The 18,649-nt window shown below is 62.1% G+C and carries 18 protein-coding genes, 1 tRNA gene and 1 pseudogene; 11 read left to right on the top strand and 9 right to left on the bottom strand.

Annotated elements, in window-relative coordinates; genetic code table 11:
- The first annotated feature begins 160 nt into the window (after positions 1-160).
- A pseudogene (locus ACYG9Y_RS10835) lies at positions 161-1,124 on the top strand (AEC family transporter).
- Here the strand turns inward: ACYG9Y_RS10835 and ACYG9Y_RS10830 are convergent.
- A complete protein-coding gene (locus ACYG9Y_RS10830) occupies positions 1,101-2,312 on the bottom strand; it encodes a UbiH/UbiF family hydroxylase (protein ID WP_023738851.1) in 1,212 nt (403 codons plus the stop codon). The pseudogene ACYG9Y_RS10835 and the gene ACYG9Y_RS10830 overlap by 24 nt on opposite strands.
- Positions 2,313-2,407: 95 nt before the next feature.
- On the opposite strand from ACYG9Y_RS10830, the gene ACYG9Y_RS10825 reads away from it, so the two are divergent.
- The 8 genes from ACYG9Y_RS10825 to ACYG9Y_RS10790 all read left to right on the top strand — a co-directional run bounded on the left by ACYG9Y_RS10825 (position 2,408) and on the right by ACYG9Y_RS10790 (position 10,694).
- Positions 2,408-3,295: a DUF2182 domain-containing protein gene (locus ACYG9Y_RS10825; protein ID WP_023738852.1), complete on the top strand. Its 888-nt coding sequence runs from the start codon at positions 2,408-2,410 to the stop codon at positions 3,293-3,295.
- 14 nt (positions 3,296-3,309) lie between these two features.
- Positions 3,310-3,924, top strand: a complete 615-nt coding sequence (locus ACYG9Y_RS10820) for a DUF1326 domain-containing protein (protein WP_023706821.1) — start codon at positions 3,310-3,312, stop codon at positions 3,922-3,924.
- Positions 3,921-4,751 carry a phosphatidylcholine synthase gene (gene pcsA / locus ACYG9Y_RS10815; RefSeq protein ID WP_023668966.1) on the top strand — a complete coding sequence of 277 codons (831 nt, stop codon included), beginning with the start codon at positions 3,921-3,923 and terminating at the stop codon, positions 4,749-4,751. The genes ACYG9Y_RS10820 and pcsA overlap by 4 nt, the downstream gene beginning before the upstream one ends.
- 18 nt (positions 4,752-4,769) lie before the next feature.
- Positions 4,770-5,747, top strand: coding sequence for a quinone oxidoreductase family protein (locus tag ACYG9Y_RS10810; protein ID WP_023738853.1), 978 nt, complete (start codon positions 4,770-4,772; stop codon positions 5,745-5,747).
- Between the two features lie 210 nt (positions 5,748-5,957).
- The gene (locus ACYG9Y_RS10805; protein WP_023682524.1) at positions 5,958-7,535 is read left to right on the top strand and encodes an ABC transporter ATP-binding protein; all 1,578 of its coding nucleotides are present in this window, start codon (positions 5,958-5,960) and stop codon (positions 7,533-7,535) included.
- Complete coding sequence (locus tag ACYG9Y_RS10800; protein ID WP_031193354.1) at positions 7,532-8,656, top strand: ABC transporter permease; 1,125 nt, start codon at positions 7,532-7,534, stop codon at positions 8,654-8,656. Before ACYG9Y_RS10805 ends, ACYG9Y_RS10800 begins: the two co-directional genes overlap by 4 nt.
- The gene (locus ACYG9Y_RS10795) at positions 8,656-9,576 is read left to right on the top strand and encodes an ABC transporter permease (RefSeq protein ID WP_023738854.1); all 921 of its coding nucleotides are present in this window, start codon (positions 8,656-8,658) and stop codon (positions 9,574-9,576) included. The genes ACYG9Y_RS10800 and ACYG9Y_RS10795 overlap by 1 nt, the downstream gene beginning before the upstream one ends.
- A 50-nt stretch (positions 9,577-9,626) precedes the next feature.
- Positions 9,627-10,694: a BMP family ABC transporter substrate-binding protein gene (locus ACYG9Y_RS10790; protein ID WP_023668961.1), complete on the top strand. Its 1,068-nt coding sequence runs from the start codon at positions 9,627-9,629 to the stop codon at positions 10,692-10,694.
- A gap of 139 nt (positions 10,695-10,833) precedes the next feature.
- Here ACYG9Y_RS10790 and rimO read toward each other — a convergent pair whose 3' ends face one another.
- From rimO to ACYG9Y_RS10760, 6 genes are all read right to left on the bottom strand, one after another.
- Positions 10,834-12,147: a 30S ribosomal protein S12 methylthiotransferase RimO gene (gene rimO, locus ACYG9Y_RS10785; protein ID WP_023682528.1), complete on the bottom strand. Its 1,314-nt coding sequence runs from the start codon at positions 12,145-12,147 to the stop codon at positions 10,834-10,836.
- A gap of 141 nt (positions 12,148-12,288) precedes the next feature.
- Positions 12,289-12,948, bottom strand: a complete 660-nt coding sequence (locus tag ACYG9Y_RS10780) for a TerC family protein (protein ID WP_023668959.1) — start codon at positions 12,946-12,948, stop codon at positions 12,289-12,291.
- Positions 12,949-13,210: 262 nt separating this feature from the next.
- On the bottom strand, positions 13,211-13,618 hold the full coding sequence (locus tag ACYG9Y_RS10775; RefSeq protein WP_032904882.1) for a DUF930 domain-containing protein: 408 nt from the start codon (positions 13,616-13,618) through the stop codon (positions 13,211-13,213).
- Between the two features lie 119 nt (positions 13,619-13,737).
- Positions 13,738-14,664 (bottom strand): glycosyltransferase family 2 protein, encoded by a 927-nt coding sequence (locus ACYG9Y_RS10770; protein ID WP_023738855.1) that lies wholly within the window; start codon positions 14,662-14,664, stop codon positions 13,738-13,740.
- On the bottom strand, positions 14,665-16,002 hold the full coding sequence (locus ACYG9Y_RS10765; RefSeq protein WP_198018635.1) for an FAD-dependent oxidoreductase: 1,338 nt from the start codon (positions 16,000-16,002) through the stop codon (positions 14,665-14,667). It lies immediately after the preceding gene.
- Positions 15,926-16,243: a sugar 3,4-ketoisomerase gene (locus ACYG9Y_RS10760; RefSeq protein ID WP_023726566.1), complete on the bottom strand. Its 318-nt coding sequence runs from the start codon at positions 16,241-16,243 to the stop codon at positions 15,926-15,928. The genes ACYG9Y_RS10765 and ACYG9Y_RS10760 overlap by 77 nt, the downstream gene beginning before the upstream one ends.
- Before the next feature lie 503 nt (positions 16,244-16,746).
- Between ACYG9Y_RS10760 and ACYG9Y_RS10755 the strand changes: the two genes are divergently transcribed.
- Positions 16,747-17,463 carry a hypothetical protein gene (locus tag ACYG9Y_RS10755; RefSeq protein WP_023738857.1) on the top strand — a complete coding sequence of 239 codons (717 nt, stop codon included), beginning with the start codon at positions 16,747-16,749 and terminating at the stop codon, positions 17,461-17,463.
- 345 nt (positions 17,464-17,808) lie between these two features.
- Here the strand turns inward: ACYG9Y_RS10755 and ACYG9Y_RS10750 are convergent, their stop codons facing one another.
- Positions 17,809-18,000 (bottom strand): DUF3606 domain-containing protein, encoded by a 192-nt coding sequence (locus tag ACYG9Y_RS10750; RefSeq protein ID WP_023738858.1) that lies wholly within the window; start codon positions 17,998-18,000, stop codon positions 17,809-17,811.
- Positions 18,001-18,185: 185 nt separating this feature from the next.
- On the opposite strand from ACYG9Y_RS10750, the gene ACYG9Y_RS10745 reads away from it, so the two are divergent.
- Positions 18,186-18,347, top strand: a complete 162-nt coding sequence (locus ACYG9Y_RS10745) for a hypothetical protein (protein ID WP_023738859.1) — start codon at positions 18,186-18,188, stop codon at positions 18,345-18,347.
- Positions 18,348-18,493: 146 nt separating this feature from the next.
- Here ACYG9Y_RS10745 and ACYG9Y_RS10740 read toward each other — a convergent pair.
- A tRNA-Ser gene (locus ACYG9Y_RS10740) sits at positions 18,494-18,583 on the bottom strand.
- Between the last annotated feature and the right edge of the window lie 66 nt (positions 18,584-18,649).

The raw sequence follows: 18,649 nt of genomic DNA, 5'->3' as shown, positions 1-18,649 counted from the left end.
GCTTTGAATTTACACACACCGTGGCCAAAAATCGAGCCCGACTTAGGTCTGGGATCAGGCTTTATTTGGCGCAGATGGCGTGTCAGTTCAATGCCGAAGCGCTTGACGCCCGATGAAGCTACGGGCTAGCCCGGTCCCGGGGTTTCGGGCCAGGGCAAAAATGTCTGACATTGTCGGTCTTGTTCTTCCGTTCTTCGGGCTGATTTTCATCGGCTTTCTGGTCGCGCGCATGACCAGGCAGCCGCTGGAAGCGCTTGGCTGGATGAACACCTTCATCGTCTATGTCGCGCTTCCTGCCCTGTTCTTCCAATTGCTGGCCCGCACGCCGTTCGAACAGTTGACCGAATGGCGCTTCATCTTCGGCTCGGTATTTTCCACCTACACGATCTTCTCGATCATGTTCGTATGGTCGGTGACGGCGTCGCGCGGCGAGATCGCCCAGTCGACGATCAAGGCGCTGGCCGCGGCCTACGGCAATATCGGCTATATGGGGCCGGGGCTGGCGCTGCTCGCCTTCGGCGAACAAGCGGCGGTTCCCGTCGCGCTGATCTTCTGCTTCGAAAATATCATGCATTTCGCCATCGCGCCGATGATGATGGCGCTGTCGGGCGACGACAAGACATCGCCGTGGCGGCTCATCCCTCGGCGTAGTCAGGAAAATCGTCCTGCACCCGTTCATCATCGCGACCGCGCTTGGCGTCGGCGCCGCCTATCTCGGCTTTCACCCACCGCAGCCGGTCGATCGCCTGCTTGAATATCTTTCGCGGGCAGCCGCCCCTTGCGCCCTGTTTGCCATGGGCGTGACGCTTGCGCTCCGGCCGCTCAACCGCGTGCCGCATGAGCTGGCGTCGATCGCGGCGCTGAAGCTGATCCTGCATCCATCGCTCTGCTACGTCGTGCTGAGCTGGATCGGGAACTTTTCTGAAATCTGGGTTTTTTCAGCCGTGCTTTTGGCGGCATTACCGACCGCAACCAACGTCTTCGTCATCGCCCAGCAATATGGCGTCTGGGTGCAACGCGCCTCGGCCAGCGTGCTGATCACCACCTGCCTCTCGGTGCTGACGGTGACCGGGCTGCTCTACATGATCCGCCACGGCATCTTACCGCCGGACCTGTTTCCCTGAACCGCCGGTAAGCGCCGCAAAGCCGCTGCCCGGCCTCAAGCCTTCGCTCATGAAAAAGGCGCGCAGCGGCGCGAAACTGCCGAGCACATTGAGGCCGGCGCTGCGTGCCATCTGCGCCGGCAGCATGTCCGAAAGCAGCGACATGTTGAGCAGATTGACCGCGCCGGAACGCGCCAGAATGTCGGGACGGCGCCTGGAATCATAGGCGGCCAGGGCCTTCGCGGCGCCGGGGTCGCCGCGATTTTCACCAGCGATTCCAATCAGATCCTCGATGTCCCTGATGCCGAGGTTGAGACCTTGGGCTCCGATCGGCGGGAACACATGTGCAGCCTCGCCGACCAGCGCCACCCGGTTTTGCGCGAAGCGCCCCGGTGATGCCGCTGAAAGCGGGTAAATTTGTCGGCCGGGCTCGACCGACACCCGGCCCAGCATCGACTGCATCTGCTGCTCGACACGCTCGGAAAGCGTCGCGTCATCGAGTGCGGCGAGGTCCTTGGCCGTCTCCGGTTTCACCACCCAGACGAGGCTGGAGCGGTTGCCGGGCAGCGGCACCTGGGTGAACGGCCCGGTCTCTGTGTGGAACTCGGTCGAGGTGAAGCCGTGTTCGCTGCGATGGCCAAAATTCAGCACCAGCGCCGCTTGGCGGTAGGATCGCACCGAAGCCACTATGCCTGCCGCCTCGCGCGCCGGCGACAGGCGCCCATCGGCAGCGACCGCAAGCGCGGCCGAGACTTCGCGACCATCAGTCAAGACGGCATGCGCCTGATCGGCGTCCAGACGCCAACTCTCGACCATCGACGTCAGCCATTCGATGCCGGGATGCGCCGCGACGGACTTGGCCAGCGTCGGGTTCAGCGCACTGTTGGGCAGGTTGAGCCCGAACTGCTCCTCGCCGATCTCTATGGCGCGAAAAGTCACCACCGGGCTGCGGATCAGCCGGCTGGTCGCATCAACGATGCGCATGACCTTCAGCGGCGCGGCCTTCGGCGCAAGTTCGGCCAGCACGCCCAGCCGATCGAGAACCTTGAGAGCAGGGTTCATCAGCGCCGTGGTCCGGCCATCGGGCCCGCCTGCTTCGGGTCCGACCAGGGTTACCGGAAAGCCCGCCTCGGCGAAACCGAGCGCCGCGATCAGTCCGGCAGGGCCGCTGCCGGCTACCAGTATCCGTGCTGTCTCGCGATGATCCAAATTGGACTTCCAGTTTGCGATGCAGGTGTCTACCCATGGATATAGGTCAGACCATGCGGCTTGATCAACGCGGCGATTAGGCTCATTCGGTTGTCATGACCGGCCAGCAGGACGATTTCAGCCATCTCGACCGCGCCGGCCGCGCCACGGCAAGCCTGGCCCGCAGCCCCCGCCTGACGGTCAACATCGCCATCGCCGGCGGCATTCTGCTCGCCTGGTTCATTCTCGGCGCCATGGCGATCCGCGGCGCCGAAGGCCGGCTCCCCGGCGTACCAGGCGATGTGGTCCTGCGATATCTGCCGCAACTGCCGCTGCCGGATGTCCTCGACCGCTTCTTCGGCATGTGCCTGACGCCCGCACCACTTGATGCTGGCGGCGCACCGGTTCTGGCGCTGATCGTAATGTGGTTTTTGATGGCCGTGGCGAAGATGCTGCCGTCGGCGGCGCCGATGATCCGTACCTATTGTGAAATCGCCGACACCGCCCGCCTCAAGGGCGAGCCGGTGGCCCACCCGCTGGTCCTGGTTGCCGGCTACCTCTCGACATGGCTTGTCGCCTCTATCGGCTTCGCGGTGCTGACGTTGCTCGTCCACGCATTTGCGTCCTCCGCTCGATTGCTCGATCCGGTGAGCGGCCTTGCCGCGGCGGCCGCGCTGCTGGTTGCCGGCCTTTACCAGTTCAGCAGCCTCAAGCAGGCCTGCCTGACAAAATGCCGGAACCCGTTCTCGACACTGTTTTCCAACTGGAGCGCGGAGCCGGGTGGCATCTTCCGGCTAGGGCTGAAGCAGGGCCTGTGGTGCCTCGGCTGCTGCTGGGCGCTGATGCTGGTGATGTTTGCCGTCGGCGCGATGAACGTGTTCTGGATGGCGCTGATCGGCCTGTTCACCTTGATCGAAAAACAGACCACCGGCAGCCTTCCAACCCGAGTGGCCGGTGCGATACTGCTTGTCTGGGCAGTCGCCCTGCTAGTAGTCTCGGCATGACGGGGGATAATTCCATGGCAGAGCAAGGCTGGGCAATGAAAGGAGAGCTCGTACTCTCCTGCAATTGCACGGTTTTTTGTCCTTGCGTACTGTCGCTTGGCAGCCATCCGCCGACGGAGGGTTATTGCCAGACCTGGGCGGGCTTCCGCATCGACGCAGGCCATTTCGGCGAGGTCGACCTGTCCGGCCTCAATCTCGGTCTGGTCATGGAAATCCCCGGCTACATGAGCCGCGGCAACTGGACCGCAGGCCTGTTCATCGACAAGCAAGCCTCCGTCTATGCGGTGAAAGCGCTGACCAGGATCTTCACCGGGAAGGCCGGCGGAACCACCGCGCTGTTGTCGATCCTTGTCGGCAAGTTCCTCGGCGTCGAGCAGGTGCCGATCACCTACGAGACGCGTGACAAGACCCGTATTTTCCAGATACCGAAGATCATCGACGGGGCGGTCACACCGATTCCCGGCAAGGATCGCGAGAAGGATACCGTGATCGGCAACTCGGAATACTGGATCGCGCCGGAGATCATCGTGGCCAGGTCCGACAAGAGCAAGATGCGGGCTTTCGGCCGCAACTGGAACTTTGCCGGCCGCTCGGCCGAAATCTGCAAACTGGATTGGCGGGGCCCGTGAGCAAGAACACAACGGCCAGAAACGCCGCCAAAAAGATCACCGACCGGATTCCCAGGCCGAAGAAAAAGGTCACCTGGCCGCAGGCGCGGGCATTCTCGGTGCATCTGTTGACCGCGTCTGGCTCGTTCCTGGCCTTCCTGTCGCTGGTGGCGGCAAGCGAGCAACGCTGGACGGCGATGTTCTGGTGGCTGGGGCTGGCGCTGTTCGTCGACGGCATAGACGGGCCGATCGCCCGCAAGCTCGAGGTCAAGGAGATTTTGCCGACCTGGTCGGGCGAACTCCTCGACAACATCATCGACTATGTCACCTACGTGCTGATCCCGGCCTTCGCACTCTACCAGCGCGGCTTCATGGGCGAAGGGCTGTCGTTCCTGTCGGCGGCCATCATCGTGGTGTCCAGCGCCATCTATTATGCCGACACCGGAATGAAGACGAAGGAGAACTTCTTCAAAGGCTTTCCGGTCGTCTGGAACATGGTCGTGTTCACGCTGTTCGTCATCGAGCCCGGACAGTGGGTGTCCTTCGGCGTCGTCGTGGCGGCCGGCATCCTGACCTTCGTGCCGATCAACTTCATCCATCCCGTGCGGGTGGTGCGGCTGCGGCCAATCAATCTTGGCATGACGCTGCTCTGGTGCGCTTTCGGTGCGCTGGCGCTGGCGCAGGCGGCCCTTGCCGCCTTCTACGACCAGATCGGCGTTTTGGGCGAACAGGTCAGCGTCTTTACCAAGGTCGGCATCACCATCACCGGACTTTACCTCGCCTGCATCGGCGGTATCATGCAGTTCTTCCCCAAACTCGGCGCCAAGCCGGACACTAAGAAAGCCTGACCGCAGGAAAGCCCACAAATGTCCAAAGCAATCCGTATCCACGCCCATGGGGGTCCGGAAGTCCTGACCTATGAAGACGCCGATCCGGGACAACCCGGCGCCGGGCAGATCCTGGTCAGGCACACCGCGATCGGCCTCAATTTCATCGATGTCTATCACCGCATCGGCCTCTATCCGCCACCCGGCGGCTTCCCGCTGATCCCCGGCGGCGAGGCGGCAGGTGTGGTTCTCGAGGTCGGCGCAGGCATCGACTGGCTGAAGCCGGGCGACCGCATCGCCTATGCCGTCAGTGTCGGCGCCTATGCCGAGCAGCGCGTCGTCGCCGCCGACCGCGTCGTCAAGGTGCCGGACCGCATCAGCGACGAACAGGCCGCCGGCATGATGCTTAAAGGCATGACGGCGGAGTATCTGTTGCGCCGAACCTTCAAGGTGAAGGCAGGCGACACCATCCTATTTCATGCCGCCGCCGGCGGCGTCGGGCTGATCCTGGGACAATGGGCAAAACATCTCGGCGCCACCGTGATCGGCACGGCAAGCTCAACCGATAAGATCGAGCTCGCCAAGGCGCATGGCTTCGGCCATGTCATCAACTACAAGGAGCAGGATTTCGTCGCCGGCGTCGCCGCCATCACCGGCGGCAAGAAATGTGACGTCGTCTACGATTCGGTCGGCAACGACACATTCCCGGCCTCGCTCGACTGTCTGAAGCCGCTCGGCATGTTCGTCTCTTTCGGTCAGTCCTCTGGACCGATCCCGCCATTTTCGATGTCGCTGCTGGCGCAGAAGGGCTCGCTGTTCGCTACCAGGCCGACTTTGTTCGTCTACAACGCCAAGCGTGAAGACCTCGAAGTCTCCGCCGCGGCATTGTTCGACGTGGTGTTGAGCGGTGCGGTCGAGATCAAGATCAACCAGCGTTATGCGCTGAAGGACGCGGGCAAGGCGCAAGCCGATCTCGAACGGCGCAAGACCACGGGCACGACCATACTGATCCCCTGATCTGCCTTGCTGTTCAGTGTTTTGCCGCGACGCTAGGCACTGTTTACCCGAAAAACCGGGCGATCGGTCTGTTGTACGAAGCAGGTCGGTCTTTACCCCTTGAGTTTCCGCTGAAATTCTTGAAGCTCTTTCAAGGTGGGTGCTGCTTTCGCACGAGAGCGGCCAGCGCATACCATGCTGGCGGGAACACAGAACATGTCCGGGAACCGGATGGGAGGCACTGTGAGTGCAGATCATGATGGAGCGAACCTGCTTGAGGTTCGTGGCCTGACCAAGATATTCGGCACGCTGACGGCGTGCGATCATATCGACCTCAACATCGCCAAGGGCGAGATCCACGCGCTGCTTGGCGAAAACGGCGCCGGCAAGTCGACGCTGGTCAAGATGCTGTTCGGCTCGCTGGAGCCCAATTCCGGCGAGATATTCTGGAACGGCGAAGCGGTGCGGATCACCAGTCCGGGCATGGCGAAGAAGCTCGGCATCGGCATGGTGTTTCAGCACTTTTCGCTGTTCGAGGCGCTGACCGCGGCCGAGAATATCGCTCTGTCTCTGGATGACGGCTCACCGATCAGCTCGATCGCGGCCAAGGCGAGGGCGCTTTCCTTCAGCTATGGCCTGCCGCTCGATCCGGACTCGCTGGTCGGCGATCTCTCGGTCGGCGAACGCCAGCGCATCGAGATCATCCGCTGCCTGTTGCAGACGCCGCAGCTCATCATCCTCGACGAGCCGACCTCGGTGCTGACGCCGCAGGAAGCCGACAAGCTGTTCGAGACGCTGGAGCGCCTGCGCTCCGAGGGCAAATCCATCCTCTACATTTCGCACCGGCTGGAAGAGGTCAAACGCATTTGCGACCGCGCCACCGTGCTGCGTCACGGCAAGGTCGTCGGCCATTGCAATCCGCGCGAGGAAACGGCTTCGTCGCTGGCCCGCATGATGGTCGGTAACGAGGTGAAGGCCGTGGTGCGTGCGCCGGCCGAAGGCATCGAGACCGCGCAGCCGCTGCTCGAAATCCGCGCCCTCAGCCGCAAGCCGGCAACGCCGTTTTCGATTCCGCTGAAGAATATCAACCTCACTGTGCGCGCCGGCGAGGTGATCGGCATTGCCGGTGTCGCCGGCAACGGCCAGGGCGAGTTCTTCGAATCCGTCTCCGGCGAGGTGCTGCAGCAGGACGCCGCATCCGTGCGCATCCGCGGCAAGGATGCCGGCTCGCTCTCGATCACAGGCCGGCGGCTGATGGGCGCTGCCTTCGTGCCGGAAGAACGCCTCGGCCATGGCGCCGCGCCACGCATGAAGCTTTCGGAAAATCTGCTTCTGTCGCGGCACGCCACCGACGGCAAGGTTTTTGTCGGCGCCGGCGGCGCGGTCAAAAGCGGTGCGGTCTATGCCGCCGCCCAGCGCATCATCGTGGCCATGGATGTGCGCAAGAGCGCGCCCGATCCGGAAGCCGCGGCCCTTTCGGGCGGCAATTTGCAGAAATTCATCGTCGGTCGCGAACTCGACCGCAGCCCTGCCGTCATGGTCGTCAACCAGCCGACCTGGGGCGTCGACGCCGGTGCCGCCGCCCACATCCGCCAGGCGCTGATCGAACTGGCGCGCAGCGGCTCGGCAGTTCTGGTCATCAGCCAGGACCTCGATGAGCTGTTCGAGATTTCGGACGCGATCGCGGTCATGCACAATGGCGAATTGTCCAAACCGCTGCCGATCGCCGAGGCAACTTTCGAAAAGGTCGGTCTGTTGATGGGCGGCGCCGAGCCTGGCCACGCCGAACATGGTCTGGAGACGGCATGATGCGCCTCGAACTCGTCAAACGCCCGCAGCGCTCTATGCTCTTTTCGGCGCTGTCGCCCTTCATCGCCTTCGCCCTGACGATCATCGCCGGCGCGGTTCTGTTCGCGCTGCTCGGCGTCAACCCGCTGAGCGCATTTGAGATCTATTTCATCGAGCCGATCAGCCAGGTCTGGCAGCTGCATGAGCTGGCGATCAAGGCCGCGCCGTTGATCCTGATCGCGGTCGGCCTGTCGGTCTGTTACAAGGCCAACATCTGGAACATCGGCGCTGAGGGACAGTTCATCCTCGGCGGCATTTTCGGCTCGGCCATTCCGGTGCTGTTTCCCGGGTTTGAAGGCCCGCTGGTGCTGCCGCTGATGCTGTTGTTCGGCATGGTCGGCGGTGCCGCCTATGCAGCAATCCCGGCTCTCTTGAAGACGCGCTTCGGCACCAACGAAATCCTGACCAGCCTGATGCTGGTCTATGTCGCCCAGCTTTTCCTCGACTGGCTGGTGCGCGGCCCCTGGCGCGATCCACAGGGCCACGGTTTCCCGCAGACGATCCAGTTCAATGACTCGGCGGTCCTGCCGGAACTGATGCCGGATGCCGGCCGCGCCAATTGGGGTTTTGTCTTCGCGCTTGTTGCAGCCGTGCTGATCTGGGTGCTGATGAGCCGCCTGCTCAAGGGTTTTGAGGTCCGCGTGCTCGGCTCCAGCCCGAGGGCAGGGCGCTTCGCCGGTTTCGGCCTCAACCGCATGGTGTTCTTCGCCTTCCTGCTGTCAGGCGCGCTGGCTGGGCTTGCCGGCATTTCGGAAGTCTCCGGCGCCATCGGCCAGCTCCAGCCGGTGATCTCGCCCGGCTACGGCTTCACCGCCATTATTGTCGCGTTCCTCGGCCGGCTCAATCCGCTCGGCATCGTCGCCGCCGGCCTGGTGCTGGCGTTGACCTATCTCGGCGGCGAGGCGGTGCAGAGCGCGCTCGGCATTTCCGACAAAGTGGCACGTGTGTTCCAGGGCATGCTTTTGTTCTTCGTGCTCGGCTGCGACACGCTCATCCACTATCGCATCCGTCTGGTCGGCATGGCGCTGACGAAAAGCGCGGCGAAGCTTGAAGCCGCGCCGAAGTTGAAGGAAGCCCGCTGATGGACATCGCCGTCAACATCCTTTTGACCATCGCCACGGCGGCGACGCCGCTTTTAATAGCGGCCATCGGCGAACTGGTGGTCGAGCGCTCCGGCGTGCTCAACCTCGGCGTCGAAGGCATGATGATCATGGGCGCCGTCGGCGGCTTCGGAGCCGGCTATCTCACGGGATCGCCCTGGATGGGCCTGTTGGCGGCAATTGCCATGGGCGCGGTGTTCTCGCTGCTGTTTGCGGTGATGACGCTGTCGCTCGCCACCAATCAGGTGGCGACCGGCCTGTCGTTGACGCTGCTCGGCCTCGGCCTGTCCGGCATGATGGGAACCAGCTTCGTCGGCCAGCCCGGCGAGAGGCTGCCAAATCTCTACGTTCCGGTGCTCACCGACATTCCCGTGGTCGGCAGGTTGCTGTTCGGCCAGGACCCGATCTTCTACATCTCGATCGCGCTGACGGCGGCCGTCATGTGGTTCATGTTCAAGACCCGCACCGGCCTCACCCTGCGCTCGATCGGCGACAGCCACACATCGGCGCATGCACTCGGCATCAAGGTCATCCGCTACCGCTATCTCGCGGTCATCTTCGGCGGCGCCTGCGCCGGCCTTGCCGGCGGCCACCTGTCGCTGGTCTACACGCCGCAATGGGTGGAGAACATGAGCGCGGGCCGCGGCTGGATCGCGCTGGCGCTGGTCGTCTTCGCCTCTTGGCGGCCGTGGCGCGTGCTGGCCGGCGCCTACATCTTCGGCGCGGTGTGGATCGGCCAGCTTCATGCACAGGCATTTGGCATTCCGGTGCCTTCGCAGCTGCTTTCTTCTCTGCCCTATCTGGCAACCGTCGTGGTTCTCGTTCTAATCTCGCGCAACAAGCGTCTGACGATGATGAACACGCCGGCTTCCTTGGGGCAGCCATTCGTTCCGGATCGTTGACAACAAAAACAAACGGGAAGCTCCAAGGCTAAACTCAGAGAGGTAACACAATGAAAAAACTGTTTATCGCGTTGATGACCACGACCGCCGCCATGTCACTGGCGGCGTCGGCGCAGGCCGCCGACAAGTTGAAGGCATGCTGGGTCTACACCGGCCCGATCGGCGATTTCGGCTATTCCTACCAGCACGACCAAGGCCGCCTCGAGGTGGAGAAGGCGCTCGGCGACAAGGTCGAAACCGCCTATCTCGAGAACGTCTCGGAAGGTCCCGATGCCGATCGCGCTTTCGAGCGTCTGGCGCGCGAAGGCTGCAAGATCATCTTCGGCACCTCTTTCGGCTTCATGGACCCGGAAGTGAAGGTCGCCAAGAAGTTCCCCAAAGTGATGTTCGAGCACGCCACCGGCTACAAGACCGCTGACAATCTCGGCATCTACAATGCGCGCTTCTATGAAGGCCGCTACGTGCTCGGCCAGATCGCCGCCAAGGAATCGAAGGCAGGGGTCGCCGGCTATATCGTTTCCTTCCCGATCCCCGAAGTGGTGATGGGCATCAACTCCTTCATGCTCGGCGCGCAGTCGGTCAACCCGAACTTCAAGGCCAAGATCGTCTGGGTGAACTCCTGGTTCGATCCGGGCAAGGAAGCCGACGCGGCCAAGGCGCTGTTCGACCAGGGCGCCGACATCATCGTCCAGCACACCGATTCCACTGCGGCACTGCAGGTGGCGGAAGAGCGCAAGCTGCACGGCTTCGGCCAGTCCTCCGACATGATCAAGTTCGCGCCGAACGCGCAGCTGACCTCGCTGACAGACGAATGGGGGCCGTATTACATCAGCCGCGTTCAGGCGGCGCTCGACGGCACCTGGAAGCCTGACAATGTCTGGCTCGGCATCAAGGACGGCGCCGTCAAGCTGGCGCCCTTCACCAACATGCCGGACGATGTGAAGGCGATGGCCGAGGCAACCGCCAAGAAAATCGCAGATGGCTGGAACCCCTTCACCGGACCGGTCGCCAAGCAGGACGGCACGCCGTGGCTCAAGGACGGCGAAGTAGCCGACGACGGCACGCTGCTCGGCATGAACTTCTATGTGAAGGGCGTCGACGACAAGTTGCCGCAGTAAGTATCGGAAACGCAAAAGAGAAGGGGCGCCGCCCGGCGCCCTTTTTCACTTCGCGGGCTGCACGCTTCGACTGCGAAACCGCGCCGAGGGCTGTGCCAAAAATCCGAGGGCGCCGGGAGGCGCCCTTTTTGGTATTTTTCTAAACCGCCGAGCCGTAAAGGTCGTAGACGTCGGCGCGGTCGATCTTGACCGTGACGATGTCGCCTTGGCGCAGCGGGCGGCGCGACTGGATATGCACCGAACCGTCGATCTCGGGCGCGTCGTATTTTGTCCGGCCCTTGGCAGACGTGCCATGCGCCTCGTCGATCAGCACCGGCAGGCGCTTGCCGACCTTCTTGGCCAGCTGCGTCGCCGAGATCTTCTGCTGGCGCTGCATGAAGCGATGCCAGCGCGCTTCCTTGATCTCCTGCGGCACCTGTTCGAGGCCGAGATCGTTGGAGCGGGCGCCGCGGACCGGCTCGTATTTAAAGCAGCCGGCGCGATCGATCCTGGCCTCGTCCAGCCAGTCGAGCAGCATCTCGAAATCCTCGTCGGTCTCGCCGGGGAAACCGACGATGAAGGTCGAGCGTATCGCCAGATCCGGGCACACCTCGCGCCAGCCGCGAATGCGCTCCAGCGTCTTTTCGCCATGCGCGGGCCGACGCATGTTCTTCAGCACCTGCGGCGAGGCGTGCTGGAAGGGGATGTCCAGATAGGGAAGGATTTTTCCATCCGCCATTAGCGGGATGACATCGGCGACATGCGGGTAGGGGTAGACATAGTGCATGCGTACCCAGATGCCGAGCTTGCCGAGCTCCTCCGACAGGTCGAGGAATTTCGCCCGCACTTCGCGGTCGCCGAACATCGACGTCTGGTACTTGATGTCGATGCCGTAGGCGCTGGTGTCCTGCGAGATGACCAGCAGTTCCTTGACGCCGGCCTTGGCCAGCTTCTCGGCCTCGCGCAGCACATCGGCCGCCGGGCGCGAGACGAGGTCGCCGCGCAGCGCCGGAATGATGCAGAAGGTGCAGCGGTTGTTGCAGCCTTCGGAAATCTTGAGATAGGCGTAGTGGCGCGGCGTCAGCTTGACGCCTTGCGGCGGCAGAAGGTCGATATACGGATCGTGGCTGGGCGGCGCCGCCTCATGCACCGCGGCCATCACGCTCTCATAGGCCTGCGGGCCGGTGATGGCGAGGACGTTGGGGTGCTTCTCTCGTATGACGTCCGGCTCGGCGCCGAGGCAGCCGGTGACGATCACCCGGCCGTTTTCCGAAAGCGCCGAACCAATGGCGTTGAGCGATTCGTCGCGGGCCGAATCGAGAAAGCCGCAGGTGTTGACGACGACCAGGTCCGCGCCGTCATGCTTGCGCGCGATCTCATAGCCTTCGGCGCGCAGGCGCGTGATGATGCGCTCGGAATCCACAAGCGCCTTCGGGCATCCAAGGCTGACGAAACTGACGCGAGGCGCAGACATGAGAAAACATTCCGGGTTTTTCGGGATCGGCGGCCAGTACCACACTTATTGCGGCATTGGTATGGGCAGCGGCTGCGGCGAACGCGACCACTGCCTCCGGCAGATACCCATGCTGCTACAGAAGCTGTGGGACCGGCAGCGTCAGCTCACCACAGGACTGACATGCGGCCAGACCTCGACAACGCCGCGATAGACCATATCGATCGCGACGTAGAGAATGATCAGCAAGCCGACATAGGCGATCCAGCGGTGGCGATGCAGCAGCTTGGCAATGAAGCTCGCGGCCAAGCCCATCAAGGCGATCGACAGCACCAGGCCTATGACAAGCACAGGAAAATGATCGCGCGCCGCACCGGCGACCGCCAGCACATTGTCCAGCGACATCGAAACATCGGCGACGACGATCTGCAGGGCCGCCTGGCCGAGCGTCTTGCGCGGCGCCTTGCCACCCACCGTTCTGTCGCTGTTGAGGTCGGAATCGGACAGCGCCTCGGTCGCCTCGAACTCGTCGGCATGCGACGTCCGCAGCTCGCGCCACATCTTCCAGCACACCCACAACAAAAGGATGCCGCCGGCCAGCAGCAGGCCGACAATGGCAAGAAGCTTGACGGTGACGGCGGCAAACAGGATGCGCAGCACCGTCGCTGCCAACACGCCGATCAGGATGGCTTTCTTGCGCTGCTCGACCGGCAGGCCGGCGGCGGCAAGGCCGATGACGATGGCATTGTCGCCGGCAAGCACCAGATCGATGGCGATGACCTGGAGGAGGGCCGTCATGCTTGCAGCGCTGAAAATGTCCATCGACCGGAGCCCCTTGCTGTATCGGCGTGTTCGTCGTCGGATATGCCGACGCCCTAACGTGTATGGTTCCCGCGCGTCAAGAGACTGCCGGCGCAATTCCAGGAAAAGTGCGTAGCGGTTTTCCGTCCGGAATTATGCAAAAACAAAGAGTTAGAGTGGGTCAGCTGCTCCATAAAAAGCTGAAACGCTCTAACGGCCGACGCTGAAAGCCACGGGAATAGGGAAGGTCGTTCTGCCAGAGAGAATTCTGGTCGCAGCGAATTCAGTCGTAGAGATTGTACTTCGCCCAGTCGGCTTCCGGAATCTCGTCGCCGATGCGGTAACGGAACTGCAGGACCTCCATATGGTCCGGCGCCGTCTCGCATTTGAACTTTAGCCGGTACCACTGTCCCTTGCTGCGGAAGGCAGCACCCGGGCTGCGGATGACATCGGCTTTCATTTCCGGCGTCGCGAAGGCGTAGGCGACGACGCGGTCTGCCTTGTACTTGTGGTCGTCATGGCTGATGCGGTCGAGCACTTCGGCGTCGCATCTCTGCTCCAGCCGGGTCTCCGGGTCGAGTTTCAGCAGGCCGGCGCGCAGGGCGGCGTCCATCGCGTGGGCGGGCCAGGCCAGCGTCACCGAGGCCAGCGCCGCAAGGAATAGTTTTTTCATGGGCGGGAGAACGACCATAACTCGCGTGAAAAATCAACCGGAGTGCCATTTTGGGGCAGCCGGATATGCGCGGAAATCGTCGTTGGCCGGGCAGGGTGTCTTGACGCAGCCGCTTTGACACGTCGCCGGCGCCATTCTTAATTGTCCGGGCTGCCATGCACCGATTGCCTGTTTCGCCGTCTTTCCGCTTCTCGCGATCGCGGCAGCCACCGCCACGGCCGCAAGGCGATATAGGCAGCGAGGAAGGTTCTCTGTGCAAGGCCGGCCTCGCTGTGCCAGACCTCCCTTATCCCCGCCGCCCTCAATGCCCTTCGTTGGGTGCTGTTGCGTTCCCAGCGCCGGCTGATGCTGCCCGCCCGATAGTATTTGTGGCAGAGCACTTGCGGCACGCGGACAAAGCCGCCGAGCAGCGACAGATGCAGAAGCCAGGTCCAGTCGGCGCTGAATTCGCCTTGGCTGTTGGGCTTGATCCCGCCGCTGCGGTGGAACGCCCAGGCCCTGAATACCCCACGGTTGGGGACCCACCATCCATGCGGCTGGCGCGCCATCACCCGGCCACGCGCAAAACCGTCCTGCAAGCCCTCCAGCAGGTCGAACTTCCACGTGGCACTTTCGCCTCTGACTTCGACCACTTCGACATCGCTGAACGACAGTACGGCCTCGGGATTGGCATCGAGCGCCCGCACCAGCGCCTCGATATAGTTTGGATCGATGACGTCGTCATGGAAGGCAAAGAACATCAATTCGCCGCTGGCATTGGCCATCAGATCGTTGGAATTCTTCAGCCATCCCAGGTTTTTGTCCCGACGCAGGATGCGGACATCGTCGCGGCCGCCGGCGAAGGCCGAAACGATCTCGAATGTCGCGTCGGTCGAATTGTCCTCGCCGACCAGGATCTCGATATTGTCCCAGGTCTGCGCGGCGAGGCTGTCCAGCGTACGCGAAATGAATGCCGCCGAATTGTAGCATGGCACCAGCGCCGTGACCTTCGGCCGCCAGCCGGATCGAAGCTCGACTTGTTTCTGCGCTACCTGCTTCGCGCCGCCCTGTTCTGTCTCACCCATTCAGTCGATCCCGCAGATTTGCCGCGCCAGCCTGTCGGCAAGCCACGGCGCCGTCGAATATTTACCTGTGTCGACCGAGATGTAGTTGCCCAGGCGGTTGACCCCGAATTGGTCGCGGCGATGGATCGTGGCTTTCGGGTCGCTGAGCGAACCACGCCCTTGCGCAAACACGAAGCCGCCGCGTACCTCAAGCTCCTCGGCATCGTCGAACATGCTGGAAACAACGGGCACCAACCGAGTGAGCGTGGCGCGAACGTCGCCGATGAACCGCTGTCGTGCGTCGGCATCGAGCGCTTGTGGCGTTTCGATCGACAATTCGCCACTCTCCGCAAGCAACCCGCTCGGGTACCAGGAGAGATAGAAGTTGCGCCCGTCATAGTTTTTTATGTCGCCGAACGGGCCAAGGGCGACGACCGCGCACGGCAAATCGACAGGCTGGCTGGTGCGGCCGAACAGGCAAAGCCTGTAGCGGTGCGACCATCCGGGAACCGGCTCGATGCCGGCCGTGCGGTCGACAGCCAGCCGCCCCTCCCAAAGGCAATTGACGACGATGTCGAACGCCCTTTTTTCGCTTGCGACCGCCACGCGCCATTTCCCGTCAATTCCGTCCACCGGCTGTGCCGACAGGACTTTGGACGCCATCCGCAAGCTGATATTGGGTTCACCCCGAAGCGCCGCGCAAAGCCGGTCGGCAACCCATCGCGTGTTGACGGATCGCTCCGGCACCTGGAAGCCCCCGACGATCTGGTCCGAGTTGGTGACATCGGCCAATTCAGTTTTGGAAAGCCGATTCGATCGCGCCGCCGATACGTCGGCAAGGTAGCTGGTGGCGTCAGCGTGGCTGCGCACCAATACATCCACACGTTCAAAGATCGCCCCCAGCGCCTCGGCAGCGACGATCGAGTTGCGATGGACCAGATAAAGGTCTTCCGAAAAGGTCGTGTGCGCTTCCAGATTGCTTCCGATCAGCTCGGAAACAAGCCTGCCGAAACACAGTCCTCCCGAAAGCAGATGCCGGGCGGTCAGCAGCGAGGGATCGTTCCCGTAGAGATAGCCGAGATGAATCTTGCCCTCGTTCCAACGGCTGGCGCAGGCCATCGGCTCGCTCTCCTTGTCGAAGAGGGACACCGCGTAGCCTCTGCGGGCCATCATGAGAGCGAGGCTGGCGCCCATGATGCCGGCGCCGAGAATAGCCATTCTGCCGCGAGGCGCTGTCATGTCCTGGCGCGCATCGCGGCCTCTCCTTTCCCGATGAGTGTCATCAGGGGTTCGATACGTAGTTTTCAGGGTCGTATTCGGTATCGCAGAAAACCAGCAAAGACGGGTTCTCGCCTTCATAGGTCTGCAGCGCCCACACCGGGGCATCGACCAGCACCGCGCGGTTCGATGCGGTGAGCGTCAGCCGTTCGATCTGTTCCTGATAGCGAAATTCGATGCCGATCTCGCCCGACAGCTGCATCATCAATTGCCGGCCCGAGCCGTGTGCATGTCCGCCCCGCGACGTGCCGCGCGGCGCGGTGACGACGAACGCCCGCACGGCTTGGAAATTGTAACCGCTGAACTCGATAGCGGTCAGCATTCCCCTGGGATCGCAATGTAACGAAGTAGGGATCTCGGTGACCTTGCCGCCAAAGAACGTTCGATGCTGCATAACGTAAGCCCGCCAGATGCCGGTCGAAATTTACCTCAGACTAGCGCTTATATCAAAAGACAGAGAATACAACCACTTAGGCGGTGTTTTGGGACACAGCAGCGGATCGATGTCGAGCTCGGCCTCAGGCCGATACGGTGCCGACTACCGAAGGTCGCCGCGCCGTCACGACTTCTGAGTCGCGGCCGAAACCACGGTTTAAGACCTTGGTCCGAGCGGTCTAGGACCTTTGAGTTCGGAAGGCCGGCCGGTCCCAACGAGGGTGATCTACTTCAGCAATTTCAAAGAGTTATGCTGGTTGGCGTTTCGCCGGCCGGCCGCTTCGTTCTCGCAATGAAAGCACAGCTATATCCAAGTTTACCCTTTGTGTTAGCGATTCCTCATGTTGCCCGCTATAGCGGTTAGTGGCGGTGGCAATCTCGGAGGTAGTTATGACATCCCGAAAGACCCTTTTTGCTGCATTTGCGGTGTTCTCGCTTCTGGTGTCGCCGGCCCTGGCTGCTGCTGGTGGCAACGGCCATGGTAACGGCCATGGTAACGGTAACGGCAATGGCAATGGCAATAGCGGAGGAAACGGTAATGCTGGCGGCAATGGCGGAGGCGGCGGTTCGCTCGGCAAGTCGGCATCCGCCAAGGGCCAGGTCGCCAAGGCCGCTACCGGTTCAGTGTCCAAGCAAAAGAATATCCATGCCAAGCTGGGCCGGTTGAACTCACTGCAGCGCAACGCCAACGCCTTTATGCACTCCAAGAGCAAGAACTTCGCTGGCGTGCAGGCCTTTGTGACACAGTCGGCAATAGCCAAGAACGCTCAATCGGCGCTCGATGCCGCTAATCAGGCGGTTGCCGACGCCAAAGCGGCGCTCGACGCGCTGAATGCGAAAGCGGCTGACCCGAATACCCCGCCCGAAGATGTCCCGACGCAGGCCGACCTCGATGCAGCACAGGCAGCGCTCGATGACGCCACCCAGGATGCGGCCGCTGCTCAGACCGCCGCCACAGCTGCCGCTGCCAACGTCCCATCGATCGATGCAGCCCTTGCCCAAATGGCCAACAAGCCCGTTGACCCTGAGGTGACAGATTGGGCCAATAGCGTACTTGCCGACAAGATCGACCAAGTAGCCGCCAAGCTGGCGCCGGCCGCGCCTTAAGGCCCATGCGGCGGCAGCGATCCAATCGACGATAAGCCGTCGGGTCCGCCCGGCGGCTGCACCTTTCTCGCCTATCTGCAGCGTTGGTCCCAATGCAGGTCCGAGATTCTGGTCATGGCTATTTTGCGAAATCTCCAGCCGCGCCGCCGTCCTCAAGGCTGAATTCATGCGTGCTTCGCGCATCTTCATCGACCACACGAAACCAATGCTCCTGAAGCGCTCTAGGCGACACCCTTTGGCCCGTGACCTTCTCTACCGCAGATAACGGATCATCGGCGCTCGTGGCCTGAGTTGAGACACACTCCTCTCCATGCCACTCTTCCACCTGGTACTCTGGCATGCCGGCTACCTACCGCTCCCCAGAGCCTTCGCTTCCCGCTCCAGCGTCTCGCGTCGGTTGCCGTGCTTCGCGATCAATTCCTCGACCTGCTGCGGGGTGATGCCGGCCTTGGTGGCGAAATACTCGACTTCATAATCCTCATCGGCAGAGACGCGGTCCCGATCGCGGAAGTCCGTCTTCGTTTTGTCGGCGGCCATTTGCTTTGCTCCTGGTTGAATGATCAACCGCAACGTGCAGCCGCAGCCTTTTGTTGCAGCGGAGTCCGGATTTCCGAAACGGTCACATGGGAAAACGACCCTCATAGCAGGAGGTGCTGGTGTTGCTGTAACTTTGAACGGAACGGTTTTTCTCCTTGACGGTTGTGACGTGAAGGAGATGTCTCATGTTTGAAAGTGTGATGTGGTTGATCGTCGTTGCTGGTGGGCCACTGTTGCTGGCCGTACTGATGGCATACGTTCTTATTACCCGACGCTACCGTGGTCCTGCAGAACGCATGGAAAGCGACCGCGCGACCAAACGGCTCTATAGCCAGGACGAACGTTGATCCTCAGGCTGGCGCAACGTTTGCGCTACGCTGGCCCGCTGCCTCACGGTGGCAGGCTTCTTCGTTTTAGGAAGTTAGGAATAACTTAGGAAAGATTTGGCCCTCTTTGAAAATACAGAGGCAATTCAGCACGGTAGCCAAATATCTGGCGGAGGGAGTGGGATTCGAACCCACGGTGGGCTTGCACCCACGCCGGTTTTCAAGACCGGTGCCTTAAACCGCTCGGCCATCCCTCCGTCGTGATTTTTCAATCATTCAGGAACATCAACCGACCCAGTGAACGACAGTTGGTATCGAATGAT

It is taken from the genome of Mesorhizobium sp. W050 (assembly GCF_054719535.1).
Note: the sequence above shows the minus strand (reverse complement) of the source record. Positions and strands in the feature narration are given on the sequence as shown.